This window comes from Rhodococcus sp. O3 (assembly GCF_048897285.1).
Lineage (GTDB): Bacteria > Actinomycetota > Actinomycetes > Mycobacteriales > Mycobacteriaceae > Rhodococcus.
Window position 1 is genome coordinate 1 of record NZ_JBMBTE010000020.1, and the last position, 13,977, is coordinate 13,977.

Here is a 13,977-nt window from a genome sequence, read left to right on the forward strand (position 1 = left end):
AGACATAGCGCGCGACTCCGCCGCACACGTCGATGCTCGTGCCCGTCACGTACGACGAGCGGGGTGAGAGCAGGGTGACGACGAGATAGGCGACCTCGTCGGCGTTGCCGAAGCGGCCGAGTCCGATGCCGCGGTCGGCGGCGATCTCGGCTTCCCATTCGGCGAAACTTCCGGCATATCCGGATGTTTCGTAGCGTCGCCGCCACTGCCCGGTGTCGACGAGACCGAGGGCGACGGAGTTGACGCGGATCGCCTCCGGCGCCAGTTCCAGCGACAGGGACTTGCTCAGGTTGAGCAGCCCGGCGCGGGCCGCGCTCGTGGTGACCAGCCGGGTCTCGGGCTGGCGGGCGAGGACCGCCGAGATGTTGACGATCGACGGTGCGGTCGACTTGCGCAGCAGCGGCAGCGCGGCGTCGACGGTGTTGAGCACGCTCGAGAACTTGAGGTCGAACTCGTCGCGCCAGTCGTCGAGGGTGGTGTCGGCACGCGGTTTCATCCGCGAGTTGCCCGCGTTGTTGACCAGGCCGTCGAGGCCGCCGAAGGTGTCCTGGGCGCGGGCCACCAGGTCGGCGACCGCGTCCCGGTCGCGGACGTCGCACGCCGCGGTGAGCACGCGTTCGCGGCCGGCGAGGTCGTCGAGTGCCGCGTTCAGGCGGTCCACGTCGCGGGCGCAGGTCACGATGTTCGCGCCCTCGCCGAGCAGCATCCGCACGGTGGCGAGGCCGACGCCGGAGCTGCCTCCGGTCACGAGATAGGTGCGATTGTTCAGAAGCAGGTCCACGACCCGGTCCTCTCAGGTGCTAGTGCAGGACGAATCCGCCGTCGACGACGAGTTCCTGGCCGGTGATGTACGACGCCTCGTCGCCCATCAGGAAGGCGACGGCTCCGACCAGATCCGCGGGTTGCTGCGGCCGCGTCAGGGCCCGGTTGAGCCGGTACAGGTCGTGCCGGTGCTGCGGAACATGTTGTGCCGATTCGCTTTCCGTCAGTCCGGGCGAGACGGTGTTGACGGTGATCGCGTACGGTCCGAGATCGCGGGCCATCGTGCGGGTCAGCGCGGACACGCCGCCCTTGGACGCGATGTAGTGCGTGAGCCTCGGGGAACCGTAGTGCGCCGCGTCGGATCCGATGGTGACCACGCGGCCACCGCCGCCCTCGATGATCGAGGGCACGAGGGCCCGGCAGACGAGGAACGTGCCGCGCAGGTTGACGTTCAGGACGCGGTCCCACTCGTCGATCGGCAGTTCGTGCACGGCCTTGCCGCCGACCCCGTCGGCGAGCGCGGCGTTGTTGACCAGGCCGTACAGCGGGCCGTTCGCGGTGACCCGGGCGGCCATCTCGTCGACCGAGTCGGCGTCGGCGAGGTCCACGGGGACGAACTGTGCCGCGATGCCGTCGGAGCGCAGTTTCGCGGCGGCGTCCGTGCCACGGTCGGCCGCGATGTCGGCGATCCACAGCGCCGCGCCGTCGGCGCCGAGACGGCGGGCGATCGCCAGGCCCAGGCCGCGCCCGGCTCCGGTGACGACGACGGTGCGGTCGTCGAGGGCACCCACGGGTCAGTCCCGGGAGACGCCGAAGACCGCGGAGGTCTCGGGGTAGGTGGGAACCTGCGGCTTCTGCGTGCCGATGATCACGCAGAACAGCGCATCGGTGGTGCCGGTGTTCTTCAGGCTGCGCGGCACTCCGGCCGGCACGACGATCATGTCGCGGTAGCCGAGGGTCCGCTTCTCGACGACGCCGTTGCGGTGGATGCCCACCTCGACCTCGCCTTCGAGGACGAAGAAGGCCTCCTCGGCGTCGTGGTGGGTGTGCTCGGGCCCCTCGGCGCCGGGCGGCAGCAGCATGTTCGAGAACGTGAAGCCGCGGGAGCCGATGGTGCGGGTGTCGTTCTCGTGGTTGCCGGTGGCGCCGGAGCCGACGTAGCGGATCTGGGCGCGCCGGAACTGATCTCCGGCTTTGGTCTGGAATCCGAGGGTGTCCCAGTCCTCGTGGCGGGTGCCGCGGGTCAGGATGAGCGAGTCGGTGAATTCCTTCAGGTCCGCGGTCGCGTAGTCGAGTGTCATGGTGGTTCTCCGTTTCTTCGGTGAGTCGTCGTCAGTGGGTCGAGTGGTTGCTCAGGCGTTCGGTGATTCGCACGAACGATTCGATCCAGGCGTCGAACGCCTCCGGGCGTTCCTGGTTGGCGAGATGTCCCGCCCCGCGGACGGTGACGAACACCGCGCCCGGGATGCCGCCGGCGAGAACCTGGCTCGCCGGGATGCCGGTGACGGTGTCGGCGTCCCCGCACAACACGAGTGTCGGGACGTCGATCTTCTCGAGGTCGCCGGTGTGGTCGGTCGCGGCCATCGACTCGGCGGCGTGACCGTAGCCGGGCAGCCGCACCGATTCGGCCATGATCGTCGTCGCGCGGTCGATGAGGTGCCGGGGTGCGTCGGCCGACAGCAGCCGCGGGGCGCGGCGGTGCGCGAAGTCGGACGGGCCGCTGCGGTCGAGATCCGCGGCCCGCGCCCGCATGTTCTCGGCGCTGTCCGGATCGGCGCCGGATCCGACGGACGAGGCGCCGAGGATCAGGCTGCGCACGAGCCCGGGGTGCCGCAGCGCCAGGCGGGTGGCGAGCACGCCGCCCCAGGACATTCCGAGAATGTGTGCGCCCGCGTCGCCGCAGCGGTCACGGACGATGTCCGCCGCGGCGTCCGCGTAGTCGTCGAGGTCGAGCGGCCGCACCGGGTCGTCGCTGCGCGCGTAGCCGGGGGCGTCCCACGCGATCATGCGGAGCGATTCGGCGAGTCCGGTGAGCTGCGGGGCGAAACTGTCTGCGCTGCCGCCGATTCCGTGCAGCATCAGCACGGCCGGGCCGGTACCGCGTTCGACGACGTGAATCATGATGCCTGCATCCGGTCGAGGTGCGCGAAGGCGCCGGGGTCCGGGATGCCGGCCATGTGCTCGCGGACCTGCCGCGACGGCGGGCCGGCGGTGCCCCACAGGTCGGACAACTCGGGGACGCGGCGCCACACGCGGCACAGCCAGCGGTCCTCGTCGACCTGTGCGATGCCGGAGGTGTATTCGCACACCAGGCCCGCGGGGTCGGCGAAGTAGGAGAAGGTGTTGTCGCCGGGGCCGTGCTTGCCGGGACCCCACAGCGGCAACTGTCCGTGGTGGCGCAGCCGTCCGATGCCGCGCATGAAGTGGTCGACCGTCGGCATCTCGTAGGCGACGTGGTTGACCGACGCCCATTCGGCCTGGTTGAACGCGATGCTGTGGTGGTCGGAATTGCAGCGGAGGAACGCCATCTGGTGTTCGGACCAGTCGGAGACCCGCATGCCGAGGACGTCGCAGTAGAACTGCACGGACGTGTCGATGTCGACGGTGTTGAGCACGACGTGCGTGACCCCGACCGGCACCGCGTCGTCGCGGACGAGCGCGGGAACGGCGAGGGTGTCGGCGACGAGTTCGAGGACCCGGCCTTCCGGGTCGACGATCCGCAGACCGTATCCGCCGCCGGCGTCGTCGATCGGTCCCGGTCCGTGCACGACGGGGATGCCTCGGGCTTCGACCCGGCGGGCGGCCTCGTCGACCTCGGCGGGGGTCGCGACAGCGAAACTGATGCGGCCCAGTCCGTTTCGTTCCGCCTGCGTGAGCTGCAGGACGTGGTGCTGCTCGCCGGTGCCGCGCAGCCAGGCGCCGGTGGTGCCCTGTTCGACGACGCGCAGTCCCCACACCTCGGAGTAGAACTCGGCGGATTCGGCGGCGGCGTGGGTGCGCAGCTCCACCGAGCGCAGGCGGCGCAGCCGGGCGATGGGTTGGTTCATGAGAATTGCCTTCCAGTGGCGAATGTCATTTATCTTAGCGCTAAGATATTTGCTTGTACAGGTCCCCCGGCCGGAATGTTTTCCGGGACCGGGGGAACCGGACGAGGCGGTCAGTCCGCCCAGGGGTCGGGGGCGTCGTCGAGACCGAGATACACGCTCTTCTGCCTCGAATACGCCGCGATACCGGCGCGACCCTTCTCGACCCCGAGCCCGCTCTCCTTGACGCCACCGAAGGGCGTCGAGATGCTGAATCGCTTATAGGTGTTGATCCACACCGTGCCCGCCTCGAGACGGCGCGCCAGCCGCCAGGCCCGGCGGTAGTCCCGGGTCCAGATGCCGGCGGCCAGACCGAACACCGAGTCGTTCGCCTGCGCGAGCAGGTCGTCTTCCCCGTCGAACGGCAGCGCCACCAGGACCGGCCCGAAGATCTCCTCCCGGCACACCCGCGCGTCGTTGGTCAGCCCGTCGACGATCGTCGGCAGGTAGTAGGCGCCGCGCGCGAGTTCCGGGTCGTCGGGAACGGCGCCGCCGCACAGGATCCGGCCGCCCTCCTCCCGGGCCAGGTCGACATAGGCGGCCACCGAGTCCCGGTGGGAGGGGTGCACCAGCGGGCCGACCTGGGTGCGCGGATCCCGGCCGTTGCCCACCCGCAGCGCGCGGGTGCGCCGGACGATTTCGCCGAGGAAACGGTCGTAGAGCGAGCGGTCGACGAACAGTCGCGAGCCCGCGATGCAGCTCTGTCCGGACGAGGAGAAGATCCCGTACATCACGCCCGCGACGGCCGCGTCGATGTCGGCGTCGTCGAGCACGATCGTCGGCGACTTTCCGCCCAGTTCCAGCGACACCGGCATCAGTTTCTCCGCGGCCGCGTGGGCGAGGGCGCGGCCGGTGCGGGTGCCACCGGTGAACGTGACCTTGCCGACCTGCGGGTGCCGGACGATCGCGTCACCGACGATCGAGCCCTTGCCCGGCAGGACCGACAGCAACCCGGGCGGCAGTCCGGCGTCGTGGACGATGCGGGCCAGCGCGAGCGAGACGAGCGGGGTCCACTCCGCCGGTTTCAGGACGATCGCGTTGCCCGCCGCGAGGGCCGGGGCGATCTTCTGGGCGTCGCTCGCGATCGGCGAGTTCCACGGCGCGATCGCCCCGATCACGCCGATCGGCTCGTGCACGCTCATCGACAGGTAGTTGCCGCGCGGGGCGGTCAGGTCGTCGTCGGTGGTCTCGAGCACCGCGGCGAAGTAGCGGAACGTCCCGGCCGCGCTGGCGACCAGCGCCGTCGTCTCGGCGAGCGCCTTGCCGGTGTTGTAGCTCTGCAGCAGCGCGAGCCGCGCGCCGTGCCGTTCGATCCCGTCGGCGATGCGGTGCAGGTGGCGCGCCCGTTCATGGGGTAGCAGTGCGCGCCACGCCGGGTCTGCGGCGGCCGCCCGGCCCGCGGCGACGGCATCGTCGACGTCGGCGGCGATGGCCTGGTGCACGACCTGGAGGACGCGGCCGTCGGCGGGATCGACGACGGAGAAGGCCGATCCGGTGGCGCGGCGCCAGGTGCCGCCGACCGCGATCTCGTCGTCGACGGGAACGAAGTCGAGGGCCGTGGGGTGGGCAGCCGTTGCGGGGCGAAGGTCTGCGGTGGTGGTCACTGGGAGATCTCCTCGAGGGTCTTCTCGCGGGTCTCGACCGCGAACAGGCCGACGACGACCGCACCGACGAGTGCGACGGCGCCGAAGGTTCCGAACACGAGCGCGAGGGTTCCGCCGGCACCCATGATCCCGCCGACCACCAGGGGTCCGACGATGATGCCGAGCCGGCCGGCGGCACCGCCGATCGCGCAGCCGATCGCACGCATCCGGGTCGGGTACAGCTCGGCGGTGTAGACGTACAGGGCCATGTTGACGGCGAAGACGAACAGGGCCGCGCCGGCGGACCACAGCAGGACGGACGTCGCCGATCCGGTGCCGGTCGCGGCGAGCAGGAACAGCAGGGCGGCGCACAGCACCATCGACGCGGTGATGCAGATGCGTCGGCCGAGATTGTCGATGAGGAACGCGACGATCAGGCAGCCGACGAGTCCGGCGACGGTGGTGAAGATGCTGTAGTGCAGCGCGGTGTCGACGCCGACGTCGAAGACGGTGCTGTAGAGGGTGGGCAGCCAGGCTGCGATGCCGTAGTTGACGAAGTAGGCGCAACCCCAGATGGCGGCGAGCATGAGCGTGCGACGCAGGTAGATGCCCTGGAACGCCTCACGGAAGCGCCCGCGGGTGGTGTCGGCGACGATCGGGGCGACGGGTTCGGGCTCGGGGAGCGTCTTTCCGTACCGGTCGGTGATCTCGGTTTCGATCCGGCTCATCGCAGCCTCGGCCTCGTCGTGCATGCCGCGGGAGGCGAGCCACCGCGGGGATTCGGGCAGCTTGAACAGCGCGGGGAGCAGCAGGATCGGGACGGCGCCGAGCGCGAACAGGATCTCGTAGCCGAAGCGCGGGACCACCCAGGCGGAGACGATCGCCGAGGCGACCAGGCCGATCGGGAAGATCACCTCGTACAGCAGGACGAAGCGTCCGCGGTTGTGGGCCTTGGTGATCTCGCCGATGTAGGTGGCCGCGACGGGCACCTCGGCACCGAGGCCGATGCCCTGCACGAATCGGAACATCAGGAACAGCATCAGGGAGTCGGTGAAGGCCATACCGAGGCTCATCACCGCGTACAGCGCGAGTGATCCGATGATCACGTTCAGCCGGCCGACGCGGTCGGCGAGCCAGCCGCCGCCGAGCGCACCGACGAGCATGCCGATACCCCCGATCGCGATGACCCAGGCGACGGATGCCGGGGTGAGATTCCACTTGGGAATCAGCACGGGAAGGGAGTACGCGATCATCAGCTGGTCGAAGCCGTCGAAGAAGGTGACGGCGCCGACGATGACGCGCGCTTTGATGTGCCAGCGGCTCATCGGGAGCCGTTCGAGCCTGGCACTGATCGTCTCGGTGGTACTGGACATGTGTGTCGATACCGGTGTCATCGGGGTCCTCGGTCTCGGAAGCCAGATACTTAAGTCCTTAAAGACTTACCGCTAAGATGTAACCTGGCGCACTTCCGATTCGTCAACCATTGACTTTCCATCGAGGATGGCATATAGGCGACTGCTTCATCGGGGATGTCGCCGAGTGCGTGAAGAAACACGAGAAAGGGGTCCGGGCATCGTCACCGGGACGGCCCACCCGGATCCCCGTCCGCGGCAGCCGACACGATCCGGAGGAATTCGGCAGGCACCGCCGCCCACTCCTCGCGCCAACGCCCCGACTGCTGGTCGTCGCGGAGCGCCCGCAGCAGGCCCACGACATCAACGCCCCCGTCGGGCAGGAAACGGACCATCCCCTGCTCCGCGCACACCGCCGCGGCCTCGGCGAGGCGTGCCTTCGCCTCCTCAACCCGACCTCCGGCGATCAGACAGCTCACGAGAAGCCTGATCGCCGCCAACGTGGATCGACGACGCTCGGTTCCGACGAGCATGTCGTACCAGTGCCGCGCCCACGCCAGGGCGCGTTCGGTTGCAGCGCTCGATCCCCGCATCAGCAACAATCGGATCGCCGAGTCGTCCCGGACCTGGGCGGTGATCTGCGCAATCCCGTCCATCGACGATGCATCGGTGAAGGTCTGCGGAAACGACGCTCCGGCGCCAGGAGAAAGCCCCAGCAGGATACGTTCGTTGTCGACCCGGGCACGGAGTCGGTCCAGTCCCAGCAGTTGCGCCGCCCGCGCGCCCGCCTCGAGATGTTCTGCGGCGGCCGCACGGTCCCCACGGCGCGCCTTGACGGCGGCTCCGACCACATAACGTGCGATCATGAAGTCGACCACTCCCCCTTCGGAGCCGAGCTGATAGCTCTCCTCGATCAGGCGTTCGGCCTCGTCGACTTCTCCCTGTGCATAACGCAACTCACCTAGTAGTGCGCCCGCGAGACGGGAGGCGTGAGAGTGCGCACCGCCCACCCGCCGGGCGGACTCCACAGCGTTGACGAAATGGAGTTCGGCCGCAGCCAGGTCGAGTTGCTCGAACGCCGCAATTCCCGCGAACGCAGCCCCGTACATCACCGTGAACGGACCGCTCATGCTCGCGTGATATCGCCGCGCCCAGTTCTGCAGTGGCATGACCGCGGCGTAGTCGAACCGGTAGATCAGGCAGAAGGTCTTGATGTTCGCTGCCGCCGTGACCGCCCACGGACGCACCGCGTCCGAATTCTCGAGGGCCTCCTCGACCAGTGTTTCGACACCGCTCGTGCGGTCGGCATAGATCTCGAGCGCCGCCTCCGCGACCGATGCCTCGACCCGGATGCTGTCGCGTTCGGAAGCGTCCAGGTTTCCCGCGTCGAGGGTGGGACGGATGCGGTCGAATGCGGCGCGGGCCGGACCGACGTGATGGAGCAGGAGATTGGCCCATGCGACTGCGAGTTGGAGGGCGGCACTGCCCGCTACAGCATTCGGCGGTAGTTTGGCTACGAGACCCAGCAGTGTCGACATCTGCGAATGCTCGAGGAGGTACGTTCGGTGCCTCACGACGTACTCGACGGCCTGATTCTCATCGCCCGACGCCAGGGCATGATCGACGGCCTCACTGAGGAAGTGGCGGTCCACGAACCAGCGGGCTGCTCGCCGGTGGAGGTCGGCGATACGCTCGGGGCCACTGCGCTCGAGGCGCCGGCGAAGGAACTCCGCGAACAGGTGGTGGTAGCGGAACCATTCACCCTCGTCGTCGATCCGCCGAAGGAAAAGGTCACGGCGCTCGACGTCTTCGAGCCATGACTGGCCGTCGGGCACGTCCGCGAGCGCCGAGGCGAGATCCCCGCTGATTCGTCCCGTCACAGAGGTGGCCATCAGGAAATCCAGCAGCGCAGGTTCGAGCGTGTCCAGCACGTTCTCGGCCAGGAACGCACCGATCGCACGATGGCGTCCCGACAGGCTACCGATCATGTGCGCCGGGTCCTCGCAGCCACGCAGGGACAACGACGCGAGTTGGAGCGCCGCAACCCAGCCGTCGGTCGAATCGGTCAGGTCCTCCACCTCACGTTCTCCCAACAACAGCCCGCCCAGGTCGACGAGGAACTCACGCGATTCCGTCGCGTCGAACCGCAGCGCTTGCGCGTCGATCTCGAGCACTTGGTCGAGGACCTGCAATCGACTCAGAGGCAATCCCGATCGCGTCCGGCTCGTCACCACGACCTGCAGTTGCGCACAACAGTTTTCGAGCACGAAAGCAACTGCGTCCTGAGTCTCGCGACTGCTCACTCGGTGCCAGTCGTCGAGGACGACCGCCACCTCGGTACCGGCGTCGTCGATCTCGTTGATCAGTGTCGACAGCACATAACGTGTGGCTTGGTCACCGTGCTCCTGGAGCACTTGCCCGAGCGTCTGAGCCAGGCCGGGTCGCACCAGCCGTATCGCGTCGACCAGGTGCGACAGGAACCAGACCACGTTGTTGTCGTCAGGATCGATGGACAGCCACGCGACCGCGGTTCCCTCCGCCGTCAGCACCTCACGCCACTGCGCGGCGAGAGTGGTCTTTCCATACCCTGCCGGAGCATGGATCAGGATCAGTCGCCGCCCCTTACCCGAACGCAGGACCCCGACGAGTCGACCGCGCTCGACGAGTGGACGGTTCGGGGTCGGCGGCCGGTACTTCGTCGACGGAGCCGGCGGCATCGTTACCGATCCACTCCAGTGCCGAATGGCCTCGGTCCGATCCGGCATGCGCGGCTGTCGATACGGTGCCTCACGGGTAGATCCGTCCTCGGCGGGTTCCGGAACGAACAGGTCGACAGCAGTCAGGGCGTGATCTTCCGCCACGCGCTGCAGATCCCTGCCGAACTCGAGGGCTGTACTCGGGCGCGCGGACGGATCACGCTGCATCGCATGCTCGATCGCGGTGATGACACCCACCGGAATATCCGTTCCATCCAGGCTGGGACTCAGGTGGTCACTGATACGCACGAACTGGGCCACCAGGTTCTCGCCCTCGCGACGCTCGAACGCCGCGTGGCCGGTCACAGCGCAGAACAATGTCGCGCCGAGGCTGTATACATCCGAAGCCGGGGACGGCGCCTCACCCCCCAGCACCTCCGGCGCGGTATAGGCAGGAGACCCGGTGATGATGCCGGTGGCGGTTTCGAATCCACCCGCAACCCGGGCGATTCCGAAGTCGGCCAGACAGGGCTCGCCGTAGTCGGAGAGCAGGATGTTCGAGGGTTTGACGTCTCGGTGCAGCATGCTCGCGCGGTGCGCCGTCTCGAGTGCACCGGCCATCTTGACGCCGACCGACAGCGCCTCGCGCCAGCCGAGGGGGCCGCGCCGACGAATGCGTGCATCCAGGGATCCGCGCGGGTAGTACTGCATCACGATGTAAGGACGCCCGCTTGCGGTGGTGCCGCAGAAATGAACGTTGACGATGTTCGGATGCCCGGACAGGCGACCCAGCGCCCGTTGTTCACGCAGGAATCGCTCGAGGTTCTCCCGGCTCAGTGCCCCGGTGAGTACCTTGACGGCCACGGTTCGGTCGAGTGTGGGTTGCCGACAGCGCAGCACGACTCCGAATCCACCGCGGCCGATGACCGTCGGCTCCTCGAAGCCTTCCGATTGCAGGTCCGAGGCAAGAAGCGCATCGACGTCGACGGAGTCGCCGGCGTCATCGGGCGTCTTCATCGACGCGCCCTTCGGATCGACGACTCGCCCTCGCGGAGTGCATCCGCGTGGCGAAGCCGGCCCCACCTTTGTGCATGGTAGATGTGCGCAACCATGACGACCGCCTCTTACGTCGGCACACAGCGCCGGTGCCGACGCCCAGTCTACTTTGCCTCCGCGACCTCGGTAGCGCCGCGCGCCCGCCCCGTCAGCACCGGCCCGCGCTTCCGATGCGCCTGTCCGCAGCAGCCGACGGTACGCGTCCGTGCCCGGCCAGGAACGGGCGGTCTTCCTTTCGTACCTAGTTGGCGCACAGCATGATTCGACGTAGCCGGTCGAAATCTCGATGAAGCTCGGTTCTACCGTAGGACCGACGCACGAGCAGATGGCCGATCCGCGCCAGGTAGCTCTCGTGAGCCGACGTGGTCATGATGGTTGCGAATCCGACAGCGGTCGGTTCTTCGACGGAAGCGCGGGGAACGGCTCCGTCGCGACGCCGTTGCCGACCGCACGGACAGTTCCCGTCGATCCGACCGGGCGGTGCGATCGAGAGCATGGACGAACGTGCGGCTACGAATGTTCGATCGGCGGTAGGAACGGATCGCGTAGCCGGCGACCTGACCGCACGAGCCACCGCGTTCGAGAGCCGTGAAAACGAACCTGACCGAATACCGTTATTCCGCAACACATTTCATTGTGAACACGGGATCGCTGCGTCTGCGGAAGAGGTGCAGAACCTCATTTCGGAGGCACGATTCGCGGCTACCCCATATCCCCGAAACGTCAGCGAGCTCGTGCGGCTTCCGCCTGCGCATCATCTCGTCGGATACACCCTCAACGGCCCCTGCCGTCTGCACCCTGCGTGGTTTCGGGGCGCAGACGGCAGATGCACAGGGCGATGTTGCCAACGGCAATCGAAGTCTTCACCCGCCGCCGGCACGGGCAGGGCCGTCGACGCACAGATGTGCTCCGGACGGCCGCTCGTCGATTCGACGCCGAAGCCGGGCGGGTGAAACAAATCTCGCTCGGCACAAGGGGTGGTCGTGATGCCGGCTGCTCGAGTCATCCCTGGGCGTGCGACGACGGGCCCGGCGGACCGCCGGCTCGCAGCCGTGCGACAGTCAGGGCTGCAGACAGCGCGGTGATGCCCGCGAGGGTGAACGGGCTGTGTGGGGAGATCTCGGCGATTCGGTTCAGTCGATTGTTCACCGTGTTCGGATGCACGCTCAGGCGGCGCGCGGTGCGTTGCCGATCGAGGTCGCACTCGAAGTAGGTCTGCAGCGTGGTGCGCAGTTCGTCGTGGCTCAGCACCGGTTTCGCGGCGGCGATCAGGTGGTCTAGACCGGGGCCGGGGCGGCTCAACTGGTGAGCCATGAACACGTCGGAGAGTCGATAGAGGCCGGGACCCCGGCTCAAAGCACGCACCAGATCGAGAATCTCGTCGGCCTGCTGAGCGGCGGTCGTCACCCCACTGATGGCGATGTCCTCCACCACGGCCGCCGTAATCGTGGAACCGGCCGCGGATTCCAGGCCTGCGACGAATCGGCCCAGTCGTTCGGCGCTTCGCGGGTCTTCGCCGGACCGCGGCACGAAAACGTAGCCCCCTACACCCGGACTCTTCGAAGAATTCCTGGAAGCCGTGCTGCCAGACATGGAGAAGCAGGGTCAGCGGTACACCTTCGCGAGCCCGTTGAGCCGCACGATCACGAAGCAAGGCCAGGTCCTCCCGGCCGGGATTGGTGCCGGTTCGCAGGCTCGCCAGCACCATCGGGAGCCCTTCACCGAAGTCCTCGACGGCTTGCCCGGAGACGAGGCGGACGCCCTGCTCGACTATCTGCTGTTCCAGGCGCGGGTGCCCGAGTACCAGGTGCGTTTCCGGTGGGAACCCGGCTCGGTCGCGATCTGGGACAACCGCATCACCCAGCACTACGCCGTCAGCGACTACTTCCCGCAGCGCCGGGTCATGGAGCGGGTCACCGTGGTCGGTGACCAGCCGTTCTGATCGCACACGGACACAGGAGAAGACTGAACATGATCGAGTACGACACGCTGTTCGTGGACGGTGCGCAGCAGTCGCCGGTCGGAGCCGACACCATCACGGTGATCGGAGCCGCCACCGGTGAGGTAATCGGTAGGACGCCCGCGGCCGCGGAAGCCGACGTGGACATCGCCGTCGCGGCGGCCGCCGGAACCTCGCCGACGGAGTCGGCTGGGCGGGCTGGGACTCCCATCGGCGGGCCGATCTGCTGGATCGCATCGCCGACGAGGTGGAGGCCCGCGGCTCCGAAATCGCTGCGCTGGTCGCGCCGCAGAACGGGATGCCGATCACCACCGCGATGGCTGTGGAGGTCGCGATCCCGATCGCGGTGTACCGCTACTACGCCGAATTGGCCCGGAACACCGTGTTTTCCGAGGTGCGGCCAGGCCTGCTCGGCGGCAGCGCCCGCGTCGATCGGTTCCCGGTCGGGGTGATCGGGGCGATCATCCCGTGGAACTACCCGAACCTGCTCACCGCCTTCAAAGTCGCGCCCGCGCTCGCCGCCGGGTGTGCCGTGGTGATCAAACCCAGCCCGGAGACGGTGTTGGACACCTATCTGTTCGCCGATGCCGTACGCGCTGCGGGCGTGCCGCCCGGCGTGATCTCCATCGTGCCCGGCGGCCCCGAGATCGGCCGCTACCTGGTCGGGCACCCCGGTGTCGACAAGGTCACGTTCACCGGATCCACAACGGTAGGCAGAGAGATCGGAGCCCGCTGCGGGGAGCTGCTGCGGCCGGTGACTCTGGAGCTCGGCGGGAAATCAGCCGCAATCCTGCTGGACGATGTCGATCTCGCCGCCAACGCCGAAGGCCTGCTTCAGGCGACACTGCTCAACAACGGGCAGACGTGCGTCGCCGGCACCCGCATCCTGGCTCCGCGCAGTCGGTACGCCGAGGTGGTCGACTTTTTCGCCGACCTCTGCCGCAGCGCGGCGATCGGGGATCCGCTCGATCCCGGCACCGTTTTCGGGCCGATGGTGACCGAGGCACACCGGGCCCGCGTGGAGCGGTATATCGCACGTGGCGTGGCCGATGGTGCCCGCCTGGTGTCCGGTGGCGGTCGCCCGGAGCACCTGGACCGCGGCTGGTTCGTACAACCGACGGTTTTCGCCGATGTCGACCCCGCAAGTGTCATCGCCCGGGAGGAGATCTTCGGGCCGGTCCTCAGCGTGCTGCCGGACGACTCGGTGGACGAGGCGATCGCGTTGGCCAACGACAGCGATTACGGCCTCGCCGGCACGGTGTGGACTGCGGATCCGGATTCGGCCCGTCCGGTCGCCGACGCCATCGACTCCGGCACCTTCGGAATCAACTACTTCATGCTCGACCCGGTCGCGCCGTTCGGCGGCACGAAAGCCAGCGGCCTCGGCCGCGAACTCGGCCCCGAGGGCCTCGCGGCCTACCTGAAGGCGAAGACCACCTACTCGGCAGTCTGCGGAGCGAGCTGCCCACTGACCCGGACGATCGA

General features: G+C 68.1%; 10 protein-coding genes and 1 pseudogene. 2 read left to right on the plus strand and 9 right to left on the minus strand.

Annotated features, from left to right (window positions below):
• The 9 genes from ACN675_RS08610 to ACN675_RS08650 all read right to left on the minus strand — a co-directional run.
• Positions 1-781 (minus strand): SDR family oxidoreductase (locus ACN675_RS08610; protein WP_420750450.1); only part of this gene is annotated, 781 nt, incomplete at its 3' end.
• A gap of 19 nt (positions 782-800) precedes the next feature.
• A complete protein-coding gene (locus ACN675_RS08615; protein ID WP_420750451.1) occupies positions 801-1,553 on the minus strand; it encodes a 3-oxoacyl-ACP reductase family protein in 753 nt (250 codons plus the stop codon).
• A 3-nt stretch (positions 1,554-1,556) separates the two neighbouring features.
• Positions 1,557-2,063: a cupin domain-containing protein gene (locus ACN675_RS08620; protein ID WP_420750452.1), complete on the minus strand. Its 507-nt coding sequence runs from the start codon at positions 2,061-2,063 to the stop codon at positions 1,557-1,559.
• A gap of 31 nt (positions 2,064-2,094) precedes the next feature.
• Entirely contained in the window at positions 2,095-2,883 is a 789-nt protein-coding gene (locus ACN675_RS08625) for an alpha/beta fold hydrolase (RefSeq protein ID WP_420750453.1), read from the minus strand.
• Positions 2,880-3,809 (minus strand): VOC family protein, encoded by a 930-nt coding sequence (locus ACN675_RS08630; protein ID WP_420750454.1) that lies wholly within the window; start codon positions 3,807-3,809, stop codon positions 2,880-2,882. The genes ACN675_RS08625 and ACN675_RS08630 overlap by 4 nt, the downstream gene beginning before the upstream one ends.
• Before the next feature lie 110 nt (positions 3,810-3,919).
• On the minus strand, positions 3,920-5,449 hold the full coding sequence (locus ACN675_RS08635; protein WP_420750455.1) for an aldehyde dehydrogenase family protein: 1,530 nt from the start codon (positions 5,447-5,449) through the stop codon (positions 3,920-3,922).
• A complete protein-coding gene (locus ACN675_RS08640; protein ID WP_420750456.1) occupies positions 5,446-6,822 on the minus strand; it encodes an MFS transporter in 1,377 nt (458 codons plus the stop codon). Before ACN675_RS08640 ends, ACN675_RS08635 begins: the two co-directional genes overlap by 4 nt.
• 182 nt (positions 6,823-7,004) lie before the next feature.
• Positions 7,005-10,493: a protein kinase domain-containing protein gene (locus ACN675_RS08645; RefSeq protein ID WP_420750457.1), complete on the minus strand. Its 3,489-nt coding sequence runs from the start codon at positions 10,491-10,493 to the stop codon at positions 7,005-7,007.
• 1,041 nt (positions 10,494-11,534) lie between these two features.
• Positions 11,535-11,963 (minus strand): PucR family transcriptional regulator, encoded by a 429-nt coding sequence (locus tag ACN675_RS08650; RefSeq protein ID WP_420750458.1) that lies wholly within the window; start codon positions 11,961-11,963, stop codon positions 11,535-11,537.
• Positions 11,964-12,123: 160 nt separating this feature from the next.
• Between ACN675_RS08650 and ACN675_RS08655 the strand changes: the two genes are divergently transcribed.
• Positions 12,124-12,474 (plus strand): TauD/TfdA family dioxygenase, encoded by a 351-nt coding sequence (locus tag ACN675_RS08655; RefSeq protein WP_420750459.1) that lies wholly within the window; start codon positions 12,124-12,126, stop codon positions 12,472-12,474.
• Between the two features lie 29 nt (positions 12,475-12,503).
• Positions 12,504-13,936: pseudogene (locus ACN675_RS08660) on the plus strand (aldehyde dehydrogenase); the annotation flags it as partial.
• Between the last annotated feature and the right edge of the window lie 41 nt (positions 13,937-13,977).

Excerpts from the sequence above, each read along its gene's own strand:
- ACN675_RS08620 (WP_420750452.1), bottom strand. The coding sequence starts at position 2,063 with ATGACACTCGACTACGCGACCGCGGACCTGAAGGAATTCACCGACTCG.
- ACN675_RS08625 (WP_420750453.1), bottom strand. The coding sequence starts at position 2,883 with ATGATTCACGTCGTCGAACGCGGTACCGGCCCGGCCGTGCTGATGCTG.
- ACN675_RS08630 (WP_420750454.1), bottom strand. The coding sequence starts at position 3,809 with ATGAACCAACCCATCGCCCGGCTGCGCCGCCTGCGCTCGGTGGAGCTG.
- ACN675_RS08640 (WP_420750456.1), bottom strand. The coding sequence starts at position 6,822 with ATGACACCGGTATCGACACACATGTCCAGTACCACCGAGACGATCAGT.
- ACN675_RS08645 (WP_420750457.1), bottom strand. The coding sequence starts at position 10,493 with ATGAAGACGCCCGATGACGCCGGCGACTCCGTCGACGTCGATGCGCTT.
- ACN675_RS08655 (WP_420750459.1), top strand. The coding sequence starts at position 12,124 with ATGGAGAAGCAGGGTCAGCGGTACACCTTCGCGAGCCCGTTGAGCCGC.